Consider the following 21,605-nt stretch of genomic DNA (forward strand, 5'->3'; position numbering starts at 1 on the left):
AGCCGTCCCGGCCGCGCCGCCGCCCGCCGCTGTCGCGAAGGCCGCGCCGCCTCCTGCCGCTCCGGCGGCGCCCGCGGCCGCGGCTCCGGCCGGCGGCTCGCCGGCCGCCGCCCCGACCGCCACCATTCGCGTCGACCTGGACCGGGTCGACCGCCTGATCAACGCCGTCGGCGAGCTGGTCATCCAGCAGGCGATGCTGTCCCAGCGCGTGCTGGAAAGCGGCCTGGCTCGTTCGTCCAATGTGGTGCTTGGCCTGGAAGACCTCGAGCTGCTGACGCGCGAGATCCAGGACAGCGTCATGGCTATCCGCGCCCAGCCGGTGAAGAGCGTTTTCCAGCGCATGCCGCGCCTGGTCCGCGAGGTCGCCGACATGGTGGGCAAGCGCGTGAAGCTGGTCATGGAAGGCGAAGGCACCGAGGTCGACAAGACCGTCATCGAGCGCCTGACCGACCCGATCACCCACATGCTGCGCAACGCCATCGACCACGGGCTGGAGACGCCCGAAGGCCGGGCCGAAGCCGGCAAGCCGGCCGAGGGCGTGGTGCACATGCGCGCCCTGCACCGCGGCGGGCGCATCGTCATCGAGATTCAGGACGACGGCCGCGGCATCAACCGCCAGCGCGTGCGCGGCATCGCGGTCGAAAAGGGCCTGATCGCCGAGGATGCAGTGCTGTCGGATGAAGAAACCGACAACCTGATCTTCCTGCCCGGCTTTTCGACCGCCGAGACGATCTCGGACATCTCCGGCCGCGGCGTCGGCATGGACGTGGTCCGCCGCTCGATCCAGGGCCTGGGCGGCCGCATCTCCATCTCGTCCGAGCCCGGCAAGGGCTCCAAGTTCACCATGTCCCTGCCCCTGACCCTGGCGGTCCTGGACGGCATGGTGGTGACCGCCGCCGAGCAGACCCTGGTCGCGCCGCTGTCGACGATCATCGAGAGCCTGACCCCGCGCCCCGAGGACGTGCACTATGTCGGCGGCAAGGACGCGGTGATCCGCATCCGCGAGACCTTCGTGCCGCTGATCGACGTCGGCGTCTCGCTGGGCTTCCGCGACACCCCCACCGAACCCTCCCAGGGCGTCGCCGTCCTGGTCGAGAGCGAGGGCGGCGGCAAGGCGGCCCTGCTGGTCGAGGCGATCCAGGGCCAGCGCCAGGTCGTCATCAAGAGCCTGGAAGCCAACTACCAACAGATCGAGGGGATCGCGGCGGCGACCATCCTGGGTGACGGCCGCGTCGCCCTGATCCTCGACGTCGACGCCCTTGTGACCACGCAGCACCGGCGCAAGCCGGCGCCGCGCAGTGAGAAGCGAATGGCCGGATGAACATGTCCGAAACCCTCACCCAGACCGGCGCCGGCAGCCGGCGCGAACTGATCGCCTTCCGCATCGCCGACCAGGAATTCTGCGTCGATATCATGCAGGTGCGCGAAATCCGCGGCTGGACTCCGGCCACGCCCCTGCCGCGCACCCCGTCCTACATGAAGGGCGTGATCAACCTGCGCGGCGCGGTGCTGCCGATCGTCGACCTGGGCGCGCGCCTGGGCCTGACCACCAGCGAGCCCAGCGCCCGCCACGTGATCATGGTCGTCAACGTCGGGGGCCGCACGCTCGGCCTGCTGGTCGAAGCGGTGAGCGACATCATCAACGTCAGCGACGACATGGTGCAGCCGACTCCGGACGTCGCCTGCGACCAGGTGAAGACCTTCGTGAAAGGCCTGTTCGCCATCGACGGGCGCATGGTCAGCCTCATCTCGCTGGACCGCGTCCTGCCCGAAACCGAGGCGGAGGCCGCATGACGAGCCCGGTCGACACGCGCGCCAGGGGCGGCGCCGCGGCCGGATTGGTCGAAGGCGAGTTCCTGTTCACCGAGGACGATTTCAAGAAGATCGCCCAGATCCTGCACAGCCACGCGGGCATCGCCCTGGCCGAGGGCAAGGCGGCGCTGGTCTATTCGCGCCTGGCCAAGCGGCTGCGCTCGCTCGGCCTGCGCTCGTTCCGCGAATACTGCGCCCTGGTCGAAGACAAGCAGGGCGTGGACGAGCGCCAAGCCATGATGGCCGCCCTGACCACCAACGTGACCCGCTATTTCCGCGAGCCGCACCACTTCGACCACCTGCGCGACGTGATGATGCCCAAGCTGGCCGAGCGGGCCCGCAGGGGCGGCCGGGTGCGCCTGTGGTCCGCCGCCTGCTCGAACGGGCAGGAACCTTATTCGATGGCGATCACCGTCCTGGCGGCGCTGCCCGAGGCGGCGAAGCTGGACGTGAAGATCCTGGCCACCGACATCGACCCGAACATGGTCGCCGAGGGCAAGGCGGGCGTCTACCGCGAGGACGCGGTCGCCCCGGTGCCGCTCGAGCTGCGCCGCAAGTGGTTCAAGAAGGCGCCCGGCGGCTGGGAAGTGGCTGACGAACTGCGCGAGCTGGTCGCCTTCCGCGAACTCAACCTGATCGGCGATTGGCCGATGAAGGGCCGCTTCGACGTCATCTTCTGCCGCAACGTCGTGATCTATTTCGACGAGCCGACCCAAGAGCGCATCTGGAGCCGCTTCGCCCCGATGCTCGAGCCGGGCGGCGCGCTCTACATCGGCCACTCCGAGCGTGTCACAGGCCCGGCTGCGCAGCAGTTCGAGACCACCGGCCTGACGACCTATGCGCTGAAGGGAGCCGGGCGATGAGCATCGGCGTCCTGATCGTCGACGACAGCGCCACCATGCGCGGCCTGATCGCCGCAGCGCTGAAGCGCGACCCCGAGATCGAGGTCCTGGGCTTCGCAAACGACCCCATCGAAGCGCGCGAGCAGATCAAGAAGCTCAATCCCGACGTCGTGACCCTCGACATCGAGATGCCGAAGATGAACGGCCTCGACTTCCTTGAGAAGATCATGCGCCTGCGCCCGACGCCGGTGGTGATGGTTTCGACCCTGACCCAGGCCGGCGCGAACGTGACGCTGGAGGCCCTGGAGCTGGGCGCGGTCGACTGCGTCGGCAAGCCGGTCGGCGGCGTCACCGCCCAGGAGGCCTTCGCCGAGCTGACCCTTAAGGTGAAGGCGGCCGCCAAGGCGCGCGTGAAACCCTACAACGGCCCGGCCGCCCCGGTGGAACGCGACCGCGACTACCGCGCCTCGGACGTGATCCTGGCGATCGGCTCGTCGACCGGCGGGGTCGAGGCGCTGATGACCATCCTGGCGACCTTCCCCGAGACCTGCCCGCCCACCGTGATCACCCAGCACATGCCGGCGACCTTCACCAAGAGCTTCGCCGCGCGCCTTGACCGCATCTCGGGCGCGACCGTGACCGAGGCCAGGGACGGAGACCGGCTGCAGCAGGGCCACGTCTACATCGCCCCCGGCGGCGACATGCACATGGAGGTGACGTCCTCTTCCCACCCGGTGATCCGGCTGCGGGCCGGCGAGCCGGTGAACGGCCATCGCCCCTCGGTGGACGTGCTTTTCGACTCCGTCGCAAAGCTGAACCGGCCGAGCGTCGGCGTGATCCTGACCGGCATGGGCCGCGACGGGGCCGCCGGCCTGCTGGGCATGCGCAAGGCCGGCGCCCGGACCCTGGGCCAGGACGAGTCGTCCTGCGTGGTCTACGGCATGCCGCGCGTCGCCTTCGAGATGGGCGGCGTCGAGAAGCAGGTCGGCCTGACCCGCATGGGCCCCGCCATTCTGAACCTCTGCTCCGCCGCAGATATCCATAGGAGCGCCTGATGCCCGCCGCCGCCAGCATCAAAACCCTGATCGTCGACGATCAGCAGACCATGCGCTCGCTGATCCGCACCAGCCTCCAGGCCCTGGGCATCAACCAGACGCGCGAGGCGCCCGACGGCGAAGAAGCGTTGCGTCAGCTGATCGCGGCGCCCGCCAACCTGGTGATCACCGACTTCAACATGCCCAAGCTGGACGGGCTGGGCCTGCTGCGCGCGATCCGCGCCCACGGCCCGACCTCCAAGACCGCGGTCATCATGCTGACCGGGCGCGCCGACCGCGAGCTGGTGCAGCGCGCGGTGCAGTTCGGGGTCAACAACTACCTGGTGAAGCCCTTCACCACCCAGACTCTCAAAGAAAAGATCGAAGCGGTGTTCGGCCCCCTCACATGATCGTCGAGAACGTCTCAGGCAGGCCCGGAAAGCGGATCCATGTGGTGCAGGGAGAGCATCACATATCCAGCGATCCCGACGTCGTGCTCACCACGATCCTGGGATCGTGCGTGGCGGTGTGCATGCGCGACGCCAAGACCGGCGTGGGCGGCATGAACCATTTCCTGCTGCCGACAGGCAAGGCCGAGGGGCTGGACGAGGGCCGGCGCTACGGCGCCTACGCCATGGAACTGCTGATCAACGAACTACTGCGCTCGGGCGCGCGCCGCGACCGGCTTGAAGCCAAGCTGTTCGGCGGGGCTCGGATGTTCGGCGGACTGTCCGACGTGGGCGCCTCGAACGCCGCCTTCGCCGAGAAATTCCTGCGCGACGAAGGCATTCCCGTCGTCGGCTCGAGCCTGGGCGGGCTGTCGGCCCGCCGCGTCCAGTACTGGCCGACCACCGGGCGGGCGCAACAAAGGACCGTGACCGATAACGCGGAGCTAACCCGTCTGCGCGAACCTGTGGTGCGGACCCCTGCGCCGGTCGAGGACGAAGGGTCCGTGGAGCTGTTCTGATGAGCCATACCGCGACCGCCCGCGCCCCCGAGGTCCTGGCCTCGATCGCCCAGGAACTGGAGCACGCCGGGGAGCTGTGCGACCGGTTGGAAACGCTGGTCACCCAGCTCGTGCGCGCCAGCCGCGGCGAGCCGCTGGCCATCGCGCTGCACGAGGCCCAGACCCTGGACGTGCTGACCCAGCACCTGGCGGCCCTGGCGACCTTCACCCGCAAGCTCTCGGCCCAGGCCGAGAGCGACGCCTACGATCTGACCGACGCCGTGGCGGGCGTGACGCTCGGCGACCTGGCCAACCGGCTTGCACGGGTGACGCGCGAGGCGCCGGTCAGGTTCAAGTCCGCCGACGCCGGCGACCTGGATCTCTTCTGATACGGTGCGGCCATGGCCCTCGACCCAAAGATCCGGATCAACCTAGACCGTTCCGTGGTCCTGCTGGTCGAACAGAACTCGCAGGCCATGGACGCGCTGACCGCGATGTTTCGCGGCTTCGGGGTGCGCAAGCAGTTCAAGGCGGCGAGCGGCTCCGAGGCGATGCACATCGTCAAGACGCAGGAACTGGACCTGATCGTCAGCGACGCGTCGATGCCCGACATGGACGGCTACGATTTCGTCCGCTGGCTGCGGCGTGAGGCGCCGGAAGCCTCGCGCTTCACCCCGGTGATCATGCTGACCGGCCACGCGGCGCGCTCGATGGTCGAGAAGAGCCGCGATTCCGGAGCCAATTTCGTCGTCTCCCGCCCCTTCACGCCCGAGTTGCTGCTGCAGCGGGTGTTCTGGGTGGCCAAGGACGAACGTCAGATGGTGGTGGCCGAGGGCTATGTCGGCCCCGACCGCCGCTTCAAGAACATGGGCCCGCCCCTTGGCGTGAAGGGGCGGCGCAAGGATGACCTCTCGACTCACGTCGGCGCGGCCAAGGATCCGAACATGGATCAGTCGGACATCGACATGCTGCTCAAACCCATGAAGGCGCAACTGTGAGCGAAGCCGAATTCGTCAAGGTCAAGTACCGCTTGACCGAACAGGTCGCCCGGCCCGGCGGCATGACCGCGGGCATGGCCAGCGACCGCGCGCAACGCGAGCTGGCCGCCCATGCGGGCGACGCCATGAAGTCCATCGGCGCCATGATCGGCCGCCTCGAGGCCATGAGCCGCGAGCAGAACGTCTCGCTGGACACCGTCTATGGCGAGGCCTCGACGATCCTCGACGTCGCCGGCCTGTTCGACAAGCGCGTGCTCTGCGACGCCTGCTACAGCCTCTGCGAGCTGGTCGACCGCCAGCGGACCCACAGCCGGCTCGACTGGACCTCGATCACAGTGCACGTGAGCGCGCTGCGGCTGCTGTGGACCAAGGACGGCCAGGATCCGGCGACGCTGAAATCAGTGGTCGACGGCCTGTGGAGCATCACCGACCGCCTCAATCCGTGACGCGCACGGCCTTCGTTCGAAGGCCGCGAAGACTAGCCCGCAGGTTTGGCGTAACGCTGGCTGACCTTCTGTAGGCCGGCCAGGATCGCCTGGGTTCCGGCCGCATCGGCCGCACCCTCGGTGTGCAGCAGCAGGCGGAAGGCGCGCAGATGCACGGCCACCGCATTGGCGTCCCACCGCTCCTGTCCCTTCAGATAGTCCAGCAGGTCCGACAGGCTGATCAGGGCGGTGTCCACCGACTTCAGGCCGCAGACGCTCGGCACCCCGATCGGCTTGGCGACGATCGCATAGAGCTCGCCGGCCAGGGCCGCGTCATAGTCGGGACCGGCGCGGGCGGCGCAGGCCTCGGCCGCGTCCAGCACGCCCTGGAGCTCGGCCAGACAGTCTTTCTTGAGGCTCTCCAGTCCCTGCCCAGCCCGCTCCACCGCCTCGGACACCCGCATGCCGCCCGGCGTGCGCAAAAGCTTGGCCAGCTTCACCGGCGGCGTGAAGATCTTGACTGCGCTCATAGTTCCACAAGCCTCGTCTTCATCAGGCCGTCGATGACGTCCTGGTCCATGTTGGGGCTCTGCGCCTCGCCGATATCGCCCTGCAGGTCGTCGCGGCGGCGACCAACCATGCCCGGCGGCACGCCCTCGTTCTTGAAGCGGCGATCGGGGCCGACATAGGTGTCGCATTCGACGAACCGTCGGCCCTCCTTGGCGATCCAGATGATGCGCTCCAGCACCGCGATCGGGGTCAACGGCTTGACCATCACGAAGTGGGCGCCGCAGTCGCGGGCGCGGGCCACCGAGGTGCTCGGCGTATGGCCCGCCGTCAGCAGCACGGGCACGTAGCAGTTCGGCTCGATCTTGGAGCGGCGCAGCCACTCGACGAAATCATAGCCCTCGCCGCTCGCGCCCATGGCGTCGCAGACGATGAGATCGACCTCGACCTTGCCGATCGCGTCCTTGGCCTCGGCCACGCTCTCGCAGCGATGCAGGGTCTTCACGCCGAAGCCGGTCAGAATCTGGACGAGAATGCTCATCCCCATGCCGGACTCGTCGAGCACCAGCACGGAGGCGCGTTCAAGATTGAACCGGGCGCGGGAGTCTGGACTTAGACCCATGGGGTTCCCGACAGAAACGACTGCCGGAAAGCCTAGGCCTCCGTGGTTAATAAGAGTTTCCGCCCCTTCGGCTGCGACGATGCGCGCAGATCAGGGTCGCAGGTAGATCGGATTGCCGACCAGGGCGAGCTTACCGCCGGCGTCGCGCACGTCGATCCGCAACCAGCGGGGACGGCCGTCGGCGACCATTTCCACCGCCAAGGTCTGGTCTGCGGAGCTCAGCGCCAAGTCGCCGGCGGGCGCGGGGCCGTCGCCCGAGATCACGACGCGGCCGCCGGGCACGCCGACCACCCGCACCGAGAACTCGACCCTCGCCCCGGCCGGCGCGCGCAAGCTGTCGCCCATCTGCGCCTGTGCGCCGCCAGCGCGCGCCGTGACCTCCAGCAGCCGGTCGCGCGAACCGGCGACATCGATGAAGACATGGCCGGCGCGGATCGCGGCCAGGATCGCGGCCTGGCTCAGCTCCCCCGCGCGAACCACGGTGGTCGGGACGCCGATCGCCGGCGCCTTCGCGGGGTCAAGCGTGGCGTCGTGATTGTCGGACCCGCCGATCGCGGCGATCCGCAGGCCTTCATTCAGGCGCTTTTCCCAGAAGGCCATGCCCGACAGCGGCGGCTGGGTCGTCCCGCCGTTGATCACCTCGACCGCGGCGATGCGGGAATAGTCCGTGTTCGGGGCGGTCCAACCGCATCCCATGCAGAGCTCGCCCGACGGCAGGCCCGGATGGTTGATCGAGAGCAGGCCGCCGCTCGCTTCGGCCGCCTTTTGGATGTCCGCAAGCCCCGGTGCGCGCGGGCCGCCGAGCTGGAAGTCGACGAAGTCGGTGGGGCCAAGCAGGTTGGCGTGGCCGTAGAAGGTGGTGATCTCCCGGCCCGGCATGACCAGCAGATCGTCGTAGTAGGGGGCCAGTTCGCGCAACGCCTCGAAGTGCGAGGTGGTGTTGTGGTCGGTCAGGGCCACGAAATCCAGGCCGCGGGACACGGCGGCGTCGAGGGTCTTGAACACCGGACACGGGACCGTCACCCCCTTGCGCGACTTGCACGAGCCGTCGCTGTGGCCGGTGTGCATGTGCAGATCGCCGCGCCACCAGCGCTCGCCGCTAACGATCGGCTGCGCCCCGAAGCCCGCGAAGGGCGCTTCGGCGCGGTCGAGCCAGATCTTCGCGACATAGTCGGCGCGCGCGTCCTTGCGGATGTTCGGCGCCCCGAGGATCAGCTTCCACTCCCCCGCCGGCATGGCGCCCGGGAGGTACGAGGGCGTCGCATCGCTGGTCGAGACCGTGAAGCGGCTCTTGTTTCCGCCGCTCCAGCCGCGGAAGCGCTGGGGATCGCGCAGGCCGAGATCGATGACCGATTTCTGCTCGCGGCCGCCGTAGCTGAACTCGACGGTGATGCGCTCGATCCCTGGCGGAACCTTGAACGGCAACTCGGTATAGGTCTCGTGCGCCGCGCCGGTCAGAACGCCGGCCAGGATCTGGTCCGGGGCGCGGTCGGCGGCCCGCGCCACCGCGACGTCGAAAAAGATCGCCAGGACGACGAGGGCGGCCAGCACCGCCCCCGCCTTCAGGCCTTGCTGCAGGGTCCTGATCATCAGAACCGGTATAGCACGGCGGCCCGGAACGCACGGCCGAGCTCGGGCCGCGCCGTGCCGATGCGCGATCCGCCCTCCCCGCTGATGAACTGGCCGGCGCGGGGATTGCCCTCGGTCAGCCCGATCTCGTTGGTGAGGTTGGTTCCGTAGGCGTAGAGCGTCAGGGCGTCGGTGACGTTGTAGCGGACCTGGGCGTTGATCAGGTGGTAGGCGGGCAGGATCTGGGTTTGGGCCAGGTCGCCGTAACGCTTGCCGTAGTACTGAATGTCGAGCTCGGCGCGCAGCCTGCCGTCCAGCAGGTTGACGCCCGGCGTGATGCGGCCGCTGACCTTGGGCGTGCGGATCTGCATGGCGCCCGAGAAGTCGCGCTGGCGCAGGCAGTCGCCGGCCGGAGTCGGGGTGTCTCCCGGCAGGGGGCAAGCGCCGGCGACCTTGGCCACCCGCTCGTTGAAGATGAAATCGCCGACCCGCGGATCCTGGGCCGTGCCGGCGAAGCTGACGTCGAACCATTCGGTCGGGCGCACGACGCCTTCCAGTTCGACGCCGTAGGCGCGGGTGGACGCGAACTCGGTGCGGCTGATGAAGCTGTTGGTGGCGGCGTCGTATCGGGTCTCGCTGAAGCCCTGGCTGTCGAAGGCCGTGTAGAAGGCGGTGGCGTAGAGGCTGAAGCGGTCGCGCTCGACTTTCAGGCCGCCCTCGACCAGGTCGAAGCCCTGGGTGCGCGGGGCGGTGTTGGTCGGGTTGGTCAGGAAGTCGCCGATCGAGGGCAGGCGGAAGGCGCGCGTGTAGCGGCCGTAGACCGCGAAGTCCGGCGCGATCTCGTAGTTGAAGGCCAGCGCCCCGGACCAGCCGTCGAACTCGCGGTCATAGGGGACGTAGACGCCGGTCAGGCTGGGCACAGCGTCGTCGGCCGCGGTCGGCGACTGGCCGAGATTGAGGTTGGCGGTGTTCTCGTTGCGGCCCTCCAGCGTCACCTTCTCCCAGCGCAGGCCGAGATCGACGCGCAGCCTGTCGGTCAGGCGCCATTCGTCGGAGGCGTAGAGGGCGAAAGTCTTGGACTCGCCCATGGCGTGCTGCATGTGCGAGCCGTAGCGGGTGATCCCGTTCTCGGTCAGGGTCGAGATCACCTGGCCGGTCGGCCCCACCACCACCGCGTTCAGCAGCCGGGCATTGCTGCGCACGTCGATCAGGGCGAGGGCCCCGATGTGGAAGAACTCCTCCTCGACCTTGGCCGCGTAGACGCCGAAGGCGACGTCGTGCGACTGGCCGCCGACCTCGAACCGGCGCTGGAGACGCAGGTCGTTGACCCACTCGTCCAGGCTCATGTCCTGCTCGCGCATGGCCGCGTCGATGACCAGGCCGTTGCCGTTCTGGCCGGCCATGTCGAACACCTCGTTCGGGGCGTTCGCATAGCGGAACTGGATCGTGGATCCGGCAGGCTGGCCGGCCAGCGAGAACTGCGAGGCGCGGGTCGTCGCCGCCACCGCGGTGTTCGGCACCAGGGCCGCGCGGGTGATGTCGCTGGTGCGGTAGCGCAGGTTCTCGGCGAGCCGCCAGTCGCCGAGCTCGTACTTCACGCCGAGGGTATACTGGGTGAGCCTGGTCTGCGCCCCGCGGGTAGCGTCGAAATTGAACGGGCCGCGGTTGGTGCGGAAGGTCAGGCGGGCTGTGTCCGGACCGCTGAGCGTGCCGAAGTTAGGGTCGAGCCCGGGCATGCCCCGCGGGTCGCCGCTGGTGTCGTAGAGCACCGGGATCGGCAGGTAGAACATCACCTTGTCGTCGATGCGCTTGACGTTGAAGTCGATGGAGCCGCGCTCGAAGTCCTTGCCGATCGAGAAGCGCAGTTGGCCGCCCTCGTCCGGGCGGTAGCCGGGATCGCGCACGCCGTCGCTGACCCGATAGAAGCCGCCGAGGCCGAGCCGGAAGCCGGCCACCGGCCCGCCGACCCAGAAGTCGCCGCGATAGAGGCCGTAGTCGCCGACCTGGGCCTTCACCAGGCCCTCGAGCTGATCGCCGCCCTTGCGGGTGATGAAGTTGACCACGCCGCCCGGCGCGTAGGAGGCGAAGATCGAGGACGGGCCGCCGCGAACGGCCTCCATGCGCTGGACCGTCTCGTCCAGGCGCATCGAGAAGTCGGTGTTGAGGAAGCCCAGCCCGCCGTCGTGCTGGACCGGCAGGCCGTCCTCGTAGAGCGCGACGGTCGAATAGCCTTCCAGCGGGATGCCGCGGGCGCGGATGTTGGCGCCGACCTCGCCCCCCGAGGCCTCGACCCACAGGCCGGGCACGTTCTTGAGCGCCTCTGCGACGCTGACCGGCGACTGCAGCCGCAGCTTCTCCTCGCCAACGACGGTGATGGCGTAGCTGGCCTCGACTTTCTTCTGCGCCTCTATCCCGGCGCGCGCGGTGACGATGACCTCGTCGACCGTGGAGTCGGCGTCGGCGAATGCGGGCGCGGCGGTCGCGAACGCGGCGCTGGCGGCCGCGGCGAAGAGAACGGATTTCATGAGAATCGAGCCCCGGAGAACAGTCCTGGGCGGGGCTTTAGAGGCCGAACATATCGCTCCCGCGACGGATGGGCGTCGGCGGCACGACAGCTTTTCTGCCGTTTTGTTGCATGCGGTACGGCCACGGAACATCTTGCGCGCCTACCCGGACAGTGCGACCGATCGTGCGATTTTGGGGATTGCCGCCGCGGCGGCCCGACCATATTTACGTCGTAAGCAACAAATGGAGACGGCCATGGAAACGAGCCTGCAACTGCGCTCGCTGGTGAAGTCGAGCGGCGAACTGGAACTGTCGCTGGCCAAGGTTCCGCTCCCCGAACCGGCCGCTGACGAGGTGCTGGTCGAGATCCAGGCCGCGCCGATCAACCCCTCCGACCTCGGCCTGCTGCTCGGGCCCGCCGACGTCTCGCAGGTCAAGGTCGCTGGAGCAGGCGCCGATATGGTCGTCACCGCCCCGGTGCCCCAGCAGTTCATGCGCGCCCTCACCGCGCGGCTCGACGAGTCCATGCCGGTCGGCAACGAAGGCGCCGGCAAGGTGGTGGCCGCTGGGTCCTCGCCCGAGGCCCAGGCCCTGCTCGGCAAGCTCGTCGCCCTGATCGGCGGCGCCACCTACGCCCAGCACCGCATCGCAAAGGCCGCCGACGTCGTGCCGCTGCCCGAGGGCGCCACCGCCGCCGACGGCGCCTCGTGCTTCGTCAACCCGCTGACCGCGCTCGGCATGACCGAGACCATGCGCCGCGAGGGCCACACCGCCCTGGTCCACACCGCGGCGGCCTCGAACCTCGGCCAGATGCTCAACAAGATCTGCATCGCCGACGGCATCGGCCTGGTGAACATCGTGCGCAGCGCCGAGCAGGCGAAGATCCTCAAGGACATCGGCGCCAAGCACATCGTCGACTCGACCTCGCCGACCTTCATGGACGAACTGACCGACGCCATCGCCGAGACCGGCGCGACCATCGCTTTCGACGCCATTGGGGGCGGCAAGCTGGCTTCCCAGATCCTGTCGGCCATGGAGGTCGCCATCAACCGCAACGCGGCCGTCTACAGCCGCTACGGCTCTTCAGTGCACAAGCAGGTCTATATCTACGGCGGTCTCGACCTGCGCCCGACGGAACTGGCCCGCAGCTATGGCTTGGCCTGGGGCGTCTGCGGCTGGCTGCTGACCCCGTTCCTGATGAAGATCGGCCCCGACGCGGCCAAGCTGCGCGCGCGGGTGAGCGCCGAGCTGAAGACCACCTTCGCCAGCCACTACACGGCGGAGATCTCGCTGGCCGAGGTCCTGAAGCCCGAAGTCATCGCCGCCTATACCCGCAAGGCGACCGGCGAGAAGTACCTGATCGTCCCGACCAAGGACGCGTAGGTTTCATCCGATGGTGTCATCCCGGTTTCGCCGAAGGCGAAGACCGGGACCCATTGCCACCTGAGTCCGGAGGATGGGCGCAGCCGAGCCGCTTCCTGAGCCATCCGGTGTTCATGGGTCCCGGTCTTGCTGCGCAAACCGGGATGACACCCTCGGAATGCTGCACCCACGCCCTGCGGCATGGGTGCAGCATCAGCTGCGGTAAGCCGCTGTTTCTAGATCACTTTTCGTTGGTGAAGATCACCGTGCCGGAGGCGGCGAACATGCCGCCGACGCCGTGGGCGACGCTGATCTTGGCGCCTTCCACCTGGGCCGCCGCCGTGCCGCGCATCTGACGTACGCTCTCCTGCAGGGCGTACATGCCGTACATCCCCGAGTGCATGTAGGAGAGGCCGCCGCCGTTGGTGTTGAGCGGCAGCTTGCCGCCGATCGCGGTGTTGCGCTCGCGGATGAAGTCCTTGGCCTCGCCCGGCTTTACGAAGCCCAGGTCCTCCAGGCCGTAGAGCGGCAGGTGGGCGAAGGCGTCGTAGATCATCAGGTGATCGACGTCGGCGTGGCTGATCCCGGCCTCGTCGAACGCCTTCTTGCCCGAGATCTTGAAGGCCGTGGACGAGGTGAAATCGTACATCTGCGAGACCATCGGCGTCTCGACGCTCTCGCCCGTGCCGAGGATGTAGACCGGCTTCTGCGGGAAGTCCTTGGCCCGATCGGCGCTGGTCAGGATGAGCGCGCCGCCGCCGTCGGTGACGAGGCAGCACATCAGCATCCGGAACGGCCAGGCGATCATCGGCGAGTTCAGCACGTCGTCGACGGTGATCGGGTCCTTGAAACTGGCGCGCGGGTTTTTCGCGGCCCACTCGCGCTGAATCACCGCGACCGTGGCCAAGTCTTCCTCGGTCACCCCGTAGGTCTTCATGTAGCGAAGCACCGGAACGGTGAACATGGTCGGCGGCGAGGTGACGCCGAACGGCATCTCGAACTGGCCCATCAGGCTGGAGGGCGAGCGCGCCCAGCCGCCGGCCCCCACCCGCGAGCGGCCGGATTCGCCATGGGTTATCAGGATGGTCTTGGCGTGTCCGGCGGCGATGGCCGCGGCCGCATGGCGAACATGCAGCATGAACGAGCAGCCGCCGACGCTGGTGCCGTCCGCATAGGTCGGCTTGATGCCGAGATAGTGAGCGAGCTCGACCGGGCTGATGCCGGCGGTGGCCACGCCGTCGATGTCGGCCGGCGTCAGGCCGGCGTCAGCCATGGCGTTGAGGGCGGCGTCGGCGTGCAGGCCGATGACCGACACGTCCGGAATCTTGCCCAGCTTTGTGGTTTCCGCGGCCCCGACGACCGCGACGGATTTCTTCTGCATCTGGCTTGCTCCCGCTTACGCCGTGGCCGGTTGGAAGAAGGGCAGCGAGATGGTGTCGCTCATCTTCTCGAAGACGACCTCGAGCGGCATGTCGAGGACGAGGGCTTCAGGGGTCTGCGGACAGTTCACGATGTTGGTCATCATGGTCGGCCCTTCCTCGAGCTTCACCACCGCAATGGCATAGGGCTCGGTCCCCATGTCGGGGCGCGGCCGATGGTTGATGACATAGGACCAAAGCACCGCCTTGCCGCTGGCCTTGAAGACCTCGACGTCACGCGAGCCGGTCTTGGGGCAGAACGGACGCGGCGGGAAATAAGCCTCGCCGGTGGCCTTGTTGCGTTGGAGGAGCAGCTCGCCCCGGGCTGCGCCGTCCCAGAAATGCTGGGTTTCGGGCGTTGGTTCAGGCAGGATTCTCGCCATCCGAAATTCGTCCCTAATCTATCGTCGTTTGAAATGGCCCGCAGCGAAGCGGGCGCGGCAGCAAAGCCCGAGCGCGGGCGATTGTCGATCCTGACGCAAGGGAAAAAGCCGTGAGCGACCCCTACGACCTCGCCCGCTTCATCGACGCGCAAGGCCCGATGATCGCTACGGCGCGCGCCGAGCTGGAGGCTGGGCGCAAGCAGACGCACTGGATGTGGTTCGTCTTCCCCCAGCTCGCGGGGCTGGGCGCCAGCGCCATGGCCCAGCGCTACGCCATCGAGTCACAGGCCGAAGCGCTGGCCTATCTCGACCACCCGGTGCTCGGATCACGGCTGCGCGACCTGACCGAACTGGCCTGCGAAGCCAGCGGGTCGGCCCGCCATATCTTCGGCTCTCCCGACGACCTGAAGTTCCGCTCTTGTCTGACGCTGTTCAATGCGGTGGCGCCAAGCGAGACGGCCTTCCGCGACGCCTTGGCGCGGTTCTTCGGCGGCGAACGCGACCCGCTCACCCTGGCGATTCTGGAAAGGCCTGTCGAAACGCCGCCAGGCCCGGCGCGCTGAAGGCGACGACCCGGGTTCCCTCGAGGCGGCGGGCCCAGCCGCGGGCGTAGATGCGCTCCAGCAGCGCCTTGCCCAGCGCCCCGCCCATGTGGCTGCGGCGCACGCTCCAGTCCAGGCAGGCCTTGCAGAGCGGGCGACGGCCTCGGACGAGCCCCTGCGGCTCGACGCCAAAGGCGCGCATGAAGCCGGCGCCCTCGTCGCTGAGGCTCAGCGATCCTTCGCGATCCTCTATCAGGCCGCGGGCGGTCAGGCTGTCGAGCATGGCCACGCCCAGCTCGCCGGCCAGATGGTCGTAGCAGACCCTCGCCGTCCGCAGCGCTGGCTCGCGCGGGCCCGTGCGGGTGCGCAGCGCGCCATTGCGAGCGGCTAGCCCCGCCAAGTGCTCCAACAACTCGGCCACGTCCTCGCCCGCCAGGGCATAATAGGCGTGGCGGCCTTGGCGGCGCGGGACGACCAATCCGCCGTCGGCCAGCTTTGCTAGGTGCGAGCTCGCCGTTTGCGGCGTCACGCCGGCCTCCTGCGCCAGTTCGCCGGCGGTGAGGGCGCAGCCGCCCATCAGCGCGCTGATCATGTTGGCGCGGGCCGGATCACCGATCAGGGCGGCGAGGCGCGAGATGTCGGGTCCAAGCTTCATGAGGCGATCCTACCCCAAACCCTGGCTGCCATCATTCGACCGGCGTCGAAGCGTCGGCGCCCTTTGCGGACCTAGGAAGGGCGCCTCAACCGCCGAGGAACCCATGACCGTCACCTGCGCCATCCGCTACGTTATCGACCCGTTCCAGCGCGAGGCCTTCGAAGCCTATGCGCGCACCTGGCTGACCGTCATCCCCGCCTGCGGCGGCGACCTGGTCGGCTACTGGCTGCCACACGAGGGAACCGACAACATCGCCCACGCCATGATCTCGTTCCCGAGCCTGGCCGCCTACGAGGCCTATCGCGCGCGGCTGCGCGCCGATCCGGCCGGGGCGGCGAACTTCGCCCTGGCGCGCGAACGGCGCTTCATCCTTTCCGAGGAACGGACCTTCCTGACCCCGGTGACGTCGTGATCGCGGTGATCTTCGAAGGCGAGACCGCTGAGGGCCGGCGCGACGACTATCTGGACGAGGCGACCGTGCTGCGGCCTCTGCTGGACGGGATCGACGGCTTCCTCTCCATAGAGCGGTTCGAAAGCCTGACGACGCCAGGCAAGCTGCTGTCGCTGTCGTTCTGGCGGGACGAGGCGGCGGTGGCGGCTTGGCGGGGTCACCCGCGCCACCGCCAAGGCCAGGCCGTGGGCCGCGACGGGATCTTCGCGCGCTACCGCATCCGGGTGGCGAAAGTGGTGCGCGACTACGGACTGGAGGATCGCGACCAGGCGCCAGCCTAGTTCCTCAGACGGGCGAGGCGGCGAGCTTGCGGCGCTGGGTCGAGGCGAGGAGCTCGGCCCAGATGGCCGCCTCCAGGCCGCCTGCCGCCTTTGTCTCGGCGGCGGCGTGCAAGTCGATGAGCGCCGCGCGTAGGTCGCCGTTGGACGCCTTCAGAGCGCTAATCCGCAGGTCCTCGTCGGAGCCGACGACGAGCGCGGCGAAGTCGAGCCCGACCTCTCCGGCGCGCGCCAGCAACAGGCGGATCGCGCGGTTCTCCTCCACCAGGCGCGCGGCCATGCCGTCCCAGACCTCGGCGGCCATGCCGAGCAGCGCGGCCGATAAGCCAAGCGAGGAGGCGCGGTCGGCGGGGTGGACGTCCGGCATGGTGTTGCGCAGGGCGATGCCGGCGATCTCGGCCAGGACGGCGGGTACGGCGGGGATCATAGGCGTCCCATCACTTGCAGGGTGGCGCGGTCCTGGGCGTTCTGCAGCGCCCAGGGCGGATAGACGGTGATCGGCTCCCGGTTGCCGCCGTCGAGGAAGACGCGGGCCGAGGAGATCCAGATCGCCTGGCCCTTCACGCAGTTGAACAGCTCCCACCAGTGCAGGGCGGCGGGATCGGCTTTCAGGCCGCTGGCCTGCTCCCAGACCGCGATCGCCTCGGCGCGCGGCAGCAGGCCGCCGGCCATGCCCTGGCCGAACGACCAGACCGGATTGAAGCTCCAGCCCAGGTCCTCCAGCGGATCGCCCAGGTGGCACATCTCCCAGTCAAGGATCCCGTGGACGCCGCCCGCCTCGTCATAGAGGAAATTGCCGGTGCGGAAGTCGCCATGCACCACCCCGACCTTCTGGGCGGGCGGCGGCGGATTGGCGCGCAGCCAGCGGATCGCTGCGCGAGTGATCGGCAAGGGCTCGGCCTCGTCGTCGTCGAGCACCTTTTCCCAGTAGCTGAGTTCGCGGTCCCAGCAGGCGTCGGCGGCGACCGGCGGCATGACCTGCGTCAGGCCGAGCGCGGCCGCGTCGGCCTTGGCGATCTCGCCCAGGATGGTCCACTTGCGCTGGCCGAGCTGGGCCAGGGTCGAGACATAGGGCGGGCCGAACAGCAGCATCGGCGAAGCCTGATAGCCCGCGATTTCCTCGGCGATGAAGAACGGATGGTCGAGGGCGTCAGTCCCCTCCTCCAACCACAGCATCTCCGGGACTGGCACGGCGCTGCCGGCAAAGGCGCGATAGGCCTCGAACTCGATCCGCCGCTCGGTGTCGATCAGCGAGGCGGGCGGGTCGCGCCGCAGGATCAGCTTGCGCTCGCGCGCCACGCCCCCCTCCTGCCAGGTCAGGCGGAAGCGATAGGTCTCGCGCGAGGCGCCGCCGGAAATACGCGAGAGGTCGTGCACGGCGACCTCCGCCGCCTGCGGCATGCGCGCGGCGATGTAAGCGGCCAGACGGGGTTCCAACGCCATACGCCCGCTCAGTGCATCTTGAAGCGGATGGGCATCGTCTTGGGCCCGTTCACGAAGGTGGCGAGGCTCTGCTTGGGCTCGCCATTGAGCTCCAGGCTGTCCAGCCGCGGCAGCAGCTCCTCCCAGAGGATGCGCATCTCCATCTTGGCCAGGTGCTGGCCCAGGCAGAGGTGCGCGCCGTAGCCGAAGGCCAAGTGCTTGTTCGGCTTGCGGTCGATGCGGAACGCGGCCGGATCGTCGAACACCTCCTCGTCCCGGTTGCCCGAGGCGTAGCAGAGCATCATCCAGTCGTCCTTGGCGAGCCGGCGGCCGGCGAACTCAGTGTCCTCGGTGGCCGAGCGCATGAAGGTCTTCACCGGCGTGATCCAGCGGATGCTCTCGTCGACCAGGCCGGGGACCAGCGAGGGGTCGGCTTTCACCTTGGCCAGTTCGCCGGGATTGGCCGCCAGGCCCCAGAGCGCGCCGGCGGTCGAGGAGGAGGTGGTGTCGTGGCCGGCGGTGGCGACGATCATGTAGTAGCTCATCGCCTCCAGCTCGGAGATCGGCTGGCCGTCGATGGTGGAGTTGGCGATCACGCTGGCGACGTCGTCGCGCGGATTGGCCCGGCGGTCGGCCGACATCTTGGTGAAGTAGGCGTAGAAGTCGGCGATCACCCCATCGCGCATCAGGGATTCGATGTCCCGCTGCTGGCCGCCGTCGCGCGCCAGCTCCGGGTCGGCGGCGCCGAACAGCTCCTGGGTCAGGGTCAGCATCCGGGGCTCGTCCTCCTCCGGCACGCCCAGGATCTCCATGATCACGTGCAGCGGATAGCCGAGCGCCACCTCGCGCACGAAGTCGCACTCGCCGCCGGTGGCCGCCATCTTGTCGACGGCGCGCCGGGCGATGCCGCGGATGCGGTCCTCCAGCCCGCGCAGGTTCGGCGGCATGAACCAGGCCTGGGTCAAGGCGCGGTACTTCGGGTGATCGGGGGCGTCCATCTGCACCAGGCTGCGCACCAGATGCGGGCTGCCGCCCATCATCGCGCGAACCGCCGTGTCGGCCGCCTTGTTGGTGATGACCGTCGCCTTGTCGCCCGAATGGAACAGGGCGTTCTGCCGGCTGATCTCCAGGATGTCGGCATGCTTGGTCGCCACCCAGAAGGGCTCGAAGCCTTCGACCTCGGCGAGGCCGAACGGGTTGTTGGCCCGCAGCCATGCATAGGTGTCGTGAATACGGCCGTCGGCATAGGCCGTCGGATCGACCAGATTGACGGCGTGCTCGTCCGGAATGCGCGCGCTGGTGCTGCTCATCTCTCCCGTGCGCTCTTCACTGGTTCACGTCACGTAACCTTACGTGGCGTCAGCAAAAAGCGTCCTCCCTTGTCTTGTTATCTTTGTTCACTTGATAATGCCGCACGAGGCGACGTCGCAATACCGTCAATCGACGAAGACAAGATCGCCGACTGTTACAGAACGTCTGGGAGGACGCGTGCATGCTGACCAAGGCCGACGATTTTCCGATCCACCAGACGCCGGAGCCCATCGCCTATGCGGGCACTGACCGGAATTTCTACGACCGGTACTTCTTCAACGGCTACCAGCCGGACGGGACCGAATTTTTCGCCGCCGCCTTCGGCGTCTATCCCCAGCTCAACGTCACCGACGCCCACTTTTCGGTGATCCGCGACGGCGTCGAGCACTGCCTGCACGCCTCCAAGGTGATGCACATGGAGCGGCTGGACCTCGCCTGCGGCCCGATCCGCATCGAGGTGATCGAGCCGCTTCAGAAACTGAAGCTGATCGTCGAGCCGTCAAACGGCTTCGCCGCCGAGATCGTCTTCGAAGGCCGCTCGTTCCCCATCGAGGAACCGCGCTTCATGCGGCGGATCGGACCGCGGGCGTTCATGGACTACACCCGCCTGACCCAGAACGTGCGCTGCACCGGCTGGATCGAGGTGGACGGCGTGCGCAGGGAACTGGCCGCGGGGACCGTCGGCACCCGCGACCGCTCGTGGGGCGTGCGTCCGGTGGGCGCGCCGGACCCCCAGCCGCCCGTGCCAATGACCATCGGCGGCTTCTTCTGGCAGTGGACGCCGCTGAATTTCGCCGACCGCAGCATCTTCTTCCACGTCAACGCCGACAACGACGGCCGCCCCTGGAACACTCGCGCGGTGATCGCCCCGGACGGCGCCGGTCACGATGGCGTCTATGAGAGCGAGGGCGCGACCATGGACGAGGTGTCGCTGATCCCCGGCACCCGCCACGCACGGACCGGCACACTGAACGTGCCGCTGGCCCAGGGGGCCGCCAGCATCCGGTTCGAGCCGTTCCTGACCTTCCTGATGCGGGGCATCGGCTACGGCGCGCCGGCTTGGCGGCACGGCGGCTACAAGGGCGAACTGGTGATCGAACGCGAGGATATCGACCTGGCCGCCGTCGACATGGCCAGCCCGGAGAACGTGCACATCCAGGCGCTCAGCCATGTGACCCTGGCCCTGCCGGGAGAAGCGCCGATGAAGGGCATGGGCGTCTTCGAGCAGCTCATCGCCGGGCCTTACCGGCCATACGGGGTGTAGGGAAGCGAACCGCCTCCGCTCGCCCCCCAATCTGTGTCCTCCCGGAAAGCGCGCAGCGCTTGTCCGGGCCCCATGAACACCGAGTGGAGCAGGATGCAGCGCGGCCTCGCCATGCCTTGGAGCTCACGCGCGAACGGCCCCTGGTCTTGCGGCGCAAACCGGGATGACACTGGGGAGCGCCCCAACACCCGTTTGAACCAGCGCTTGCGCGGAGGGGCCGCCGCCTGCACACTCCCCGGCATTCAAGACCGCCCCCGGCGCAATTACGCGCGACTTTCGAAAGTTTGAGACTTTGACCGTTTCCAACCCCGCGGCGATTTCGGCCGCGCAGCCGGACGTCCTTGGTTCCGTGGACGCCCTGATCCAAGGGCTGGCCGGCGTCGGCTACATCGCATCGCGGCGCATCGCCACGGCCCTCTACATGGCCATCCACCTGCAGAAGCCGATCCTGGTCGAAGGCTCGGCGGGCGTGGGCAAGACCGAGCTGGCGCTGTCGACCGCCGCCCTGCTGGGCCAGCCGCTGATCCGCATGCAGTGCTACGAGGGGCTGGACGAGTCCAAGGCGCTGTACGAATGGAAGTACGGCAAGCAACTGCTGTATACTCAGATCCTCAAGGACCGGATGGGCGAGGCCCTGTCCGACGCCAAGGACATGGACGCCGCCATGGGCCGCCTGCACGGCATCGGCGACCTGTTCTTCTCCGAGCCCTTCCTCGAACCGCGCCCGCTGATGAAGGCGCTGAAGGAAGACGACGGCTGCGTCCTGCTGATCGACGAGATCGACAAGTCGGACGAGGCCTTCGAGGCCTTCCTGCTGGAGGTGCTGTCGGCCTATCAGGTCTCGATCCCCGAGCTGGGCGTGATCAAGGCCAGGACCCCACCGTTGGTCTTCCTGACCTCGAACAACATCCGCGACCTGGGCGACGCGCTGAAGCGGCGCTGCCTGCACCTGCACATCCCGCTGCCGGACGCAGACCTGGAACGCAAGATCGTCGCCAGCCGCGTGCCGGGCATCGAGCAGACCCTCACCGCCGGCCTGGTGAACTTCGTGCAGTCGTTGCGCACGCTGGACCTGCGCAAGTCGCCGTCCATCTCCGAGACGGTGGACTGGGCCCGCGCCCTGATCCTTCTGAACGCCGACAGCCTCAGCCCCGAGATCGTCCGCGACACCCTGAACGTGCTGCTGAAGTTCGAGCCGGACATCGCCGCGGTGGAGCCGCAGATCAGCGAGCTGCTCCGCCGCCCGGCGGCTTAGGTCC

25 protein-coding genes are annotated in these 21,605 nt (G+C 68.3%); 15 read left to right on the plus strand and 10 right to left on the minus strand.

Annotated elements, in window-relative coordinates; all coding sequences use genetic code 11:
• From ACE3T2_RS12140 to ACE3T2_RS12180, 9 genes are all read left to right on the plus strand, one after another.
• Nucleotides 1-1,321: chemotaxis protein CheA (locus tag ACE3T2_RS12140; RefSeq protein ID WP_374657656.1), on the plus strand; the 1,321-nt coding region annotated here is incomplete at its 5' end.
• 2 nt (nucleotides 1,322-1,323) lie between these two features.
• On the plus strand, nucleotides 1,324-1,794 hold the full coding sequence (locus ACE3T2_RS12145) for a chemotaxis protein CheW (RefSeq protein WP_374657658.1): 471 nt from the start codon (nucleotides 1,324-1,326) through the stop codon (nucleotides 1,792-1,794).
• Nucleotides 1,791-2,675 (plus strand): protein-glutamate O-methyltransferase CheR, encoded by an 885-nt coding sequence (locus tag ACE3T2_RS12150; RefSeq protein ID WP_374657660.1) that lies wholly within the window; start codon nucleotides 1,791-1,793, stop codon nucleotides 2,673-2,675. Before ACE3T2_RS12145 ends, ACE3T2_RS12150 begins: the two co-directional genes overlap by 4 nt.
• Nucleotides 2,672-3,709, plus strand: a complete 1,038-nt coding sequence (locus ACE3T2_RS12155) for a chemotaxis response regulator protein-glutamate methylesterase (RefSeq protein ID WP_374657662.1) — start codon at nucleotides 2,672-2,674, stop codon at nucleotides 3,707-3,709. Before ACE3T2_RS12150 ends, ACE3T2_RS12155 begins: the two co-directional genes overlap by 4 nt.
• A complete protein-coding gene (locus tag ACE3T2_RS12160; protein ID WP_374534304.1) occupies nucleotides 3,709-4,098 on the plus strand; it encodes a response regulator in 390 nt (129 codons plus the stop codon). Before ACE3T2_RS12155 ends, ACE3T2_RS12160 begins: the two co-directional genes overlap by 1 nt.
• Nucleotides 4,095-4,655 carry a chemotaxis protein CheD gene (locus ACE3T2_RS12165; RefSeq protein ID WP_374657664.1) on the plus strand — a complete coding sequence of 187 codons (561 nt, stop codon included), beginning with the start codon at nucleotides 4,095-4,097 and terminating at the stop codon, nucleotides 4,653-4,655. The genes ACE3T2_RS12160 and ACE3T2_RS12165 overlap by 4 nt, the downstream gene beginning before the upstream one ends.
• On the plus strand, nucleotides 4,655-5,023 hold the full coding sequence (locus ACE3T2_RS12170; RefSeq protein WP_374657666.1) for a hypothetical protein: 369 nt from the start codon (nucleotides 4,655-4,657) through the stop codon (nucleotides 5,021-5,023). The genes ACE3T2_RS12165 and ACE3T2_RS12170 overlap by 1 nt, the downstream gene beginning before the upstream one ends.
• 12 nt (nucleotides 5,024-5,035) lie before the next feature.
• Nucleotides 5,036-5,632 carry a response regulator gene (locus ACE3T2_RS12175; protein ID WP_374657668.1) on the plus strand — a complete coding sequence of 199 codons (597 nt, stop codon included), beginning with the start codon at nucleotides 5,036-5,038 and terminating at the stop codon, nucleotides 5,630-5,632.
• On the plus strand, nucleotides 5,629-6,078 hold the full coding sequence (locus tag ACE3T2_RS12180; protein WP_374657670.1) for a hypothetical protein: 450 nt from the start codon (nucleotides 5,629-5,631) through the stop codon (nucleotides 6,076-6,078). Before ACE3T2_RS12175 ends, ACE3T2_RS12180 begins: the two co-directional genes overlap by 4 nt.
• A 32-nt stretch (nucleotides 6,079-6,110) precedes the next feature.
• Here ACE3T2_RS12180 and ACE3T2_RS12185 read toward each other — a convergent pair whose 3' ends face one another.
• From ACE3T2_RS12185 to ACE3T2_RS12200, 4 genes are all read right to left on the minus strand, one after another.
• The gene (locus ACE3T2_RS12185; protein ID WP_374657672.1) at nucleotides 6,111-6,587 is read right to left on the minus strand and encodes a hypothetical protein; all 477 of its coding nucleotides are present in this window, start codon (nucleotides 6,585-6,587) and stop codon (nucleotides 6,111-6,113) included.
• Nucleotides 6,584-7,186, minus strand: a complete 603-nt coding sequence (locus ACE3T2_RS12190) for a two-component system response regulator (protein ID WP_374657673.1) — start codon at nucleotides 7,184-7,186, stop codon at nucleotides 6,584-6,586. Before ACE3T2_RS12190 ends, ACE3T2_RS12185 begins: the two co-directional genes overlap by 4 nt.
• 90 nt (nucleotides 7,187-7,276) lie before the next feature.
• Nucleotides 7,277-8,776, minus strand: a complete 1,500-nt coding sequence (locus tag ACE3T2_RS12195; protein WP_374657674.1) for a CehA/McbA family metallohydrolase — start codon at nucleotides 8,774-8,776, stop codon at nucleotides 7,277-7,279.
• Nucleotides 8,776-11,280 (minus strand): TonB-dependent receptor, encoded by a 2,505-nt coding sequence (locus tag ACE3T2_RS12200; RefSeq protein ID WP_374657676.1) that lies wholly within the window; start codon nucleotides 11,278-11,280, stop codon nucleotides 8,776-8,778. The genes ACE3T2_RS12195 and ACE3T2_RS12200 overlap by 1 nt, the downstream gene beginning before the upstream one ends.
• 235 nt (nucleotides 11,281-11,515) lie before the next feature.
• On the opposite strand from ACE3T2_RS12200, the gene ACE3T2_RS12205 reads away from it, so the two are divergent.
• A complete protein-coding gene (locus ACE3T2_RS12205; RefSeq protein WP_374657677.1) occupies nucleotides 11,516-12,643 on the plus strand; it encodes a zinc-binding dehydrogenase in 1,128 nt (375 codons plus the stop codon).
• 220 nt (nucleotides 12,644-12,863) lie between these two features.
• Here the strand turns inward: ACE3T2_RS12205 and ACE3T2_RS12210 are convergent, their stop codons facing one another.
• Both ACE3T2_RS12210 and ACE3T2_RS12215 read right to left on the minus strand, forming a co-directional pair.
• On the minus strand, nucleotides 12,864-14,003 hold the full coding sequence (locus ACE3T2_RS12210) for a hypothetical protein (protein WP_374657679.1): 1,140 nt from the start codon (nucleotides 14,001-14,003) through the stop codon (nucleotides 12,864-12,866).
• 15 nt (nucleotides 14,004-14,018) lie between these two features.
• Nucleotides 14,019-14,423 (minus strand): Zn-ribbon domain-containing OB-fold protein, encoded by a 405-nt coding sequence (locus ACE3T2_RS12215; RefSeq protein ID WP_374657681.1) that lies wholly within the window; start codon nucleotides 14,421-14,423, stop codon nucleotides 14,019-14,021.
• Nucleotides 14,424-14,533: 110 nt separating this feature from the next.
• Here ACE3T2_RS12215 and ACE3T2_RS12220 point away from each other — a divergent pair, with 110 nt between their 5' ends.
• The gene (locus tag ACE3T2_RS12220; RefSeq protein WP_374657683.1) at nucleotides 14,534-14,986 is read left to right on the plus strand and encodes a DUF1810 domain-containing protein; all 453 of its coding nucleotides are present in this window, start codon (nucleotides 14,534-14,536) and stop codon (nucleotides 14,984-14,986) included.
• On the opposite strand, the gene ACE3T2_RS12225 is transcribed toward ACE3T2_RS12220, so the two are convergent.
• Entirely contained in the window at nucleotides 14,931-15,620 is a 690-nt protein-coding gene (locus tag ACE3T2_RS12225; RefSeq protein WP_374657685.1) for an ArsR/SmtB family transcription factor, read from the minus strand. The genes ACE3T2_RS12220 and ACE3T2_RS12225 overlap by 56 nt on opposite strands.
• A gap of 103 nt (nucleotides 15,621-15,723) precedes the next feature.
• On the opposite strand from ACE3T2_RS12225, the gene ACE3T2_RS12230 reads away from it, so the two are divergent.
• Nucleotides 15,724-16,032, plus strand: a complete 309-nt coding sequence (locus ACE3T2_RS12230; protein ID WP_374657687.1) for an NIPSNAP family protein — start codon at nucleotides 15,724-15,726, stop codon at nucleotides 16,030-16,032.
• Complete coding sequence (locus ACE3T2_RS12235) at nucleotides 16,029-16,352, plus strand: antibiotic biosynthesis monooxygenase (RefSeq protein ID WP_374657689.1); 324 nt, start codon at nucleotides 16,029-16,031, stop codon at nucleotides 16,350-16,352. The genes ACE3T2_RS12230 and ACE3T2_RS12235 overlap by 4 nt, the downstream gene beginning before the upstream one ends.
• A 4-nt stretch (nucleotides 16,353-16,356) precedes the next feature.
• Here ACE3T2_RS12235 and ACE3T2_RS12240 read toward each other — a convergent pair whose 3' ends face one another.
• The 3 genes from ACE3T2_RS12240 to ACE3T2_RS12250 are packed head-to-tail and all read right to left on the minus strand — an operon-like array spanning nucleotide 16,357 to nucleotide 19,081.
• Nucleotides 16,357-16,776, minus strand: coding sequence for a hypothetical protein (locus ACE3T2_RS12240; protein ID WP_374657691.1), 420 nt, complete (start codon nucleotides 16,774-16,776; stop codon nucleotides 16,357-16,359).
• A complete protein-coding gene (locus tag ACE3T2_RS12245; protein WP_374657693.1) occupies nucleotides 16,773-17,792 on the minus strand; it encodes a phosphotransferase family protein in 1,020 nt (339 codons plus the stop codon). Before ACE3T2_RS12245 ends, ACE3T2_RS12240 begins: the two co-directional genes overlap by 4 nt.
• A gap of 8 nt (nucleotides 17,793-17,800) precedes the next feature.
• Nucleotides 17,801-19,081, minus strand: a complete 1,281-nt coding sequence (locus ACE3T2_RS12250) for a cytochrome P450 (protein WP_374657695.1) — start codon at nucleotides 19,079-19,081, stop codon at nucleotides 17,801-17,803.
• 182 nt (nucleotides 19,082-19,263) lie between these two features.
• Between ACE3T2_RS12250 and ACE3T2_RS12255 the strand changes: the two genes are divergently transcribed.
• A complete protein-coding gene (locus tag ACE3T2_RS12255) occupies nucleotides 19,264-20,346 on the plus strand; it encodes a hypothetical protein (protein WP_374657697.1) in 1,083 nt (360 codons plus the stop codon).
• Nucleotides 20,347-20,638: 292 nt separating this feature from the next.
• Entirely contained in the window at nucleotides 20,639-21,601 is a 963-nt protein-coding gene (locus ACE3T2_RS12260) for an AAA family ATPase (RefSeq protein WP_374657699.1), read from the plus strand.
• The last annotated feature ends 4 nt before the right edge of the window (nucleotides 21,602-21,605 follow it).

The sequence above is a fragment of the Phenylobacterium sp. genome, from assembly GCF_041919955.1.
Classification (GTDB): Bacteria; Pseudomonadota; Alphaproteobacteria; order Caulobacterales; family Caulobacteraceae; genus Phenylobacterium.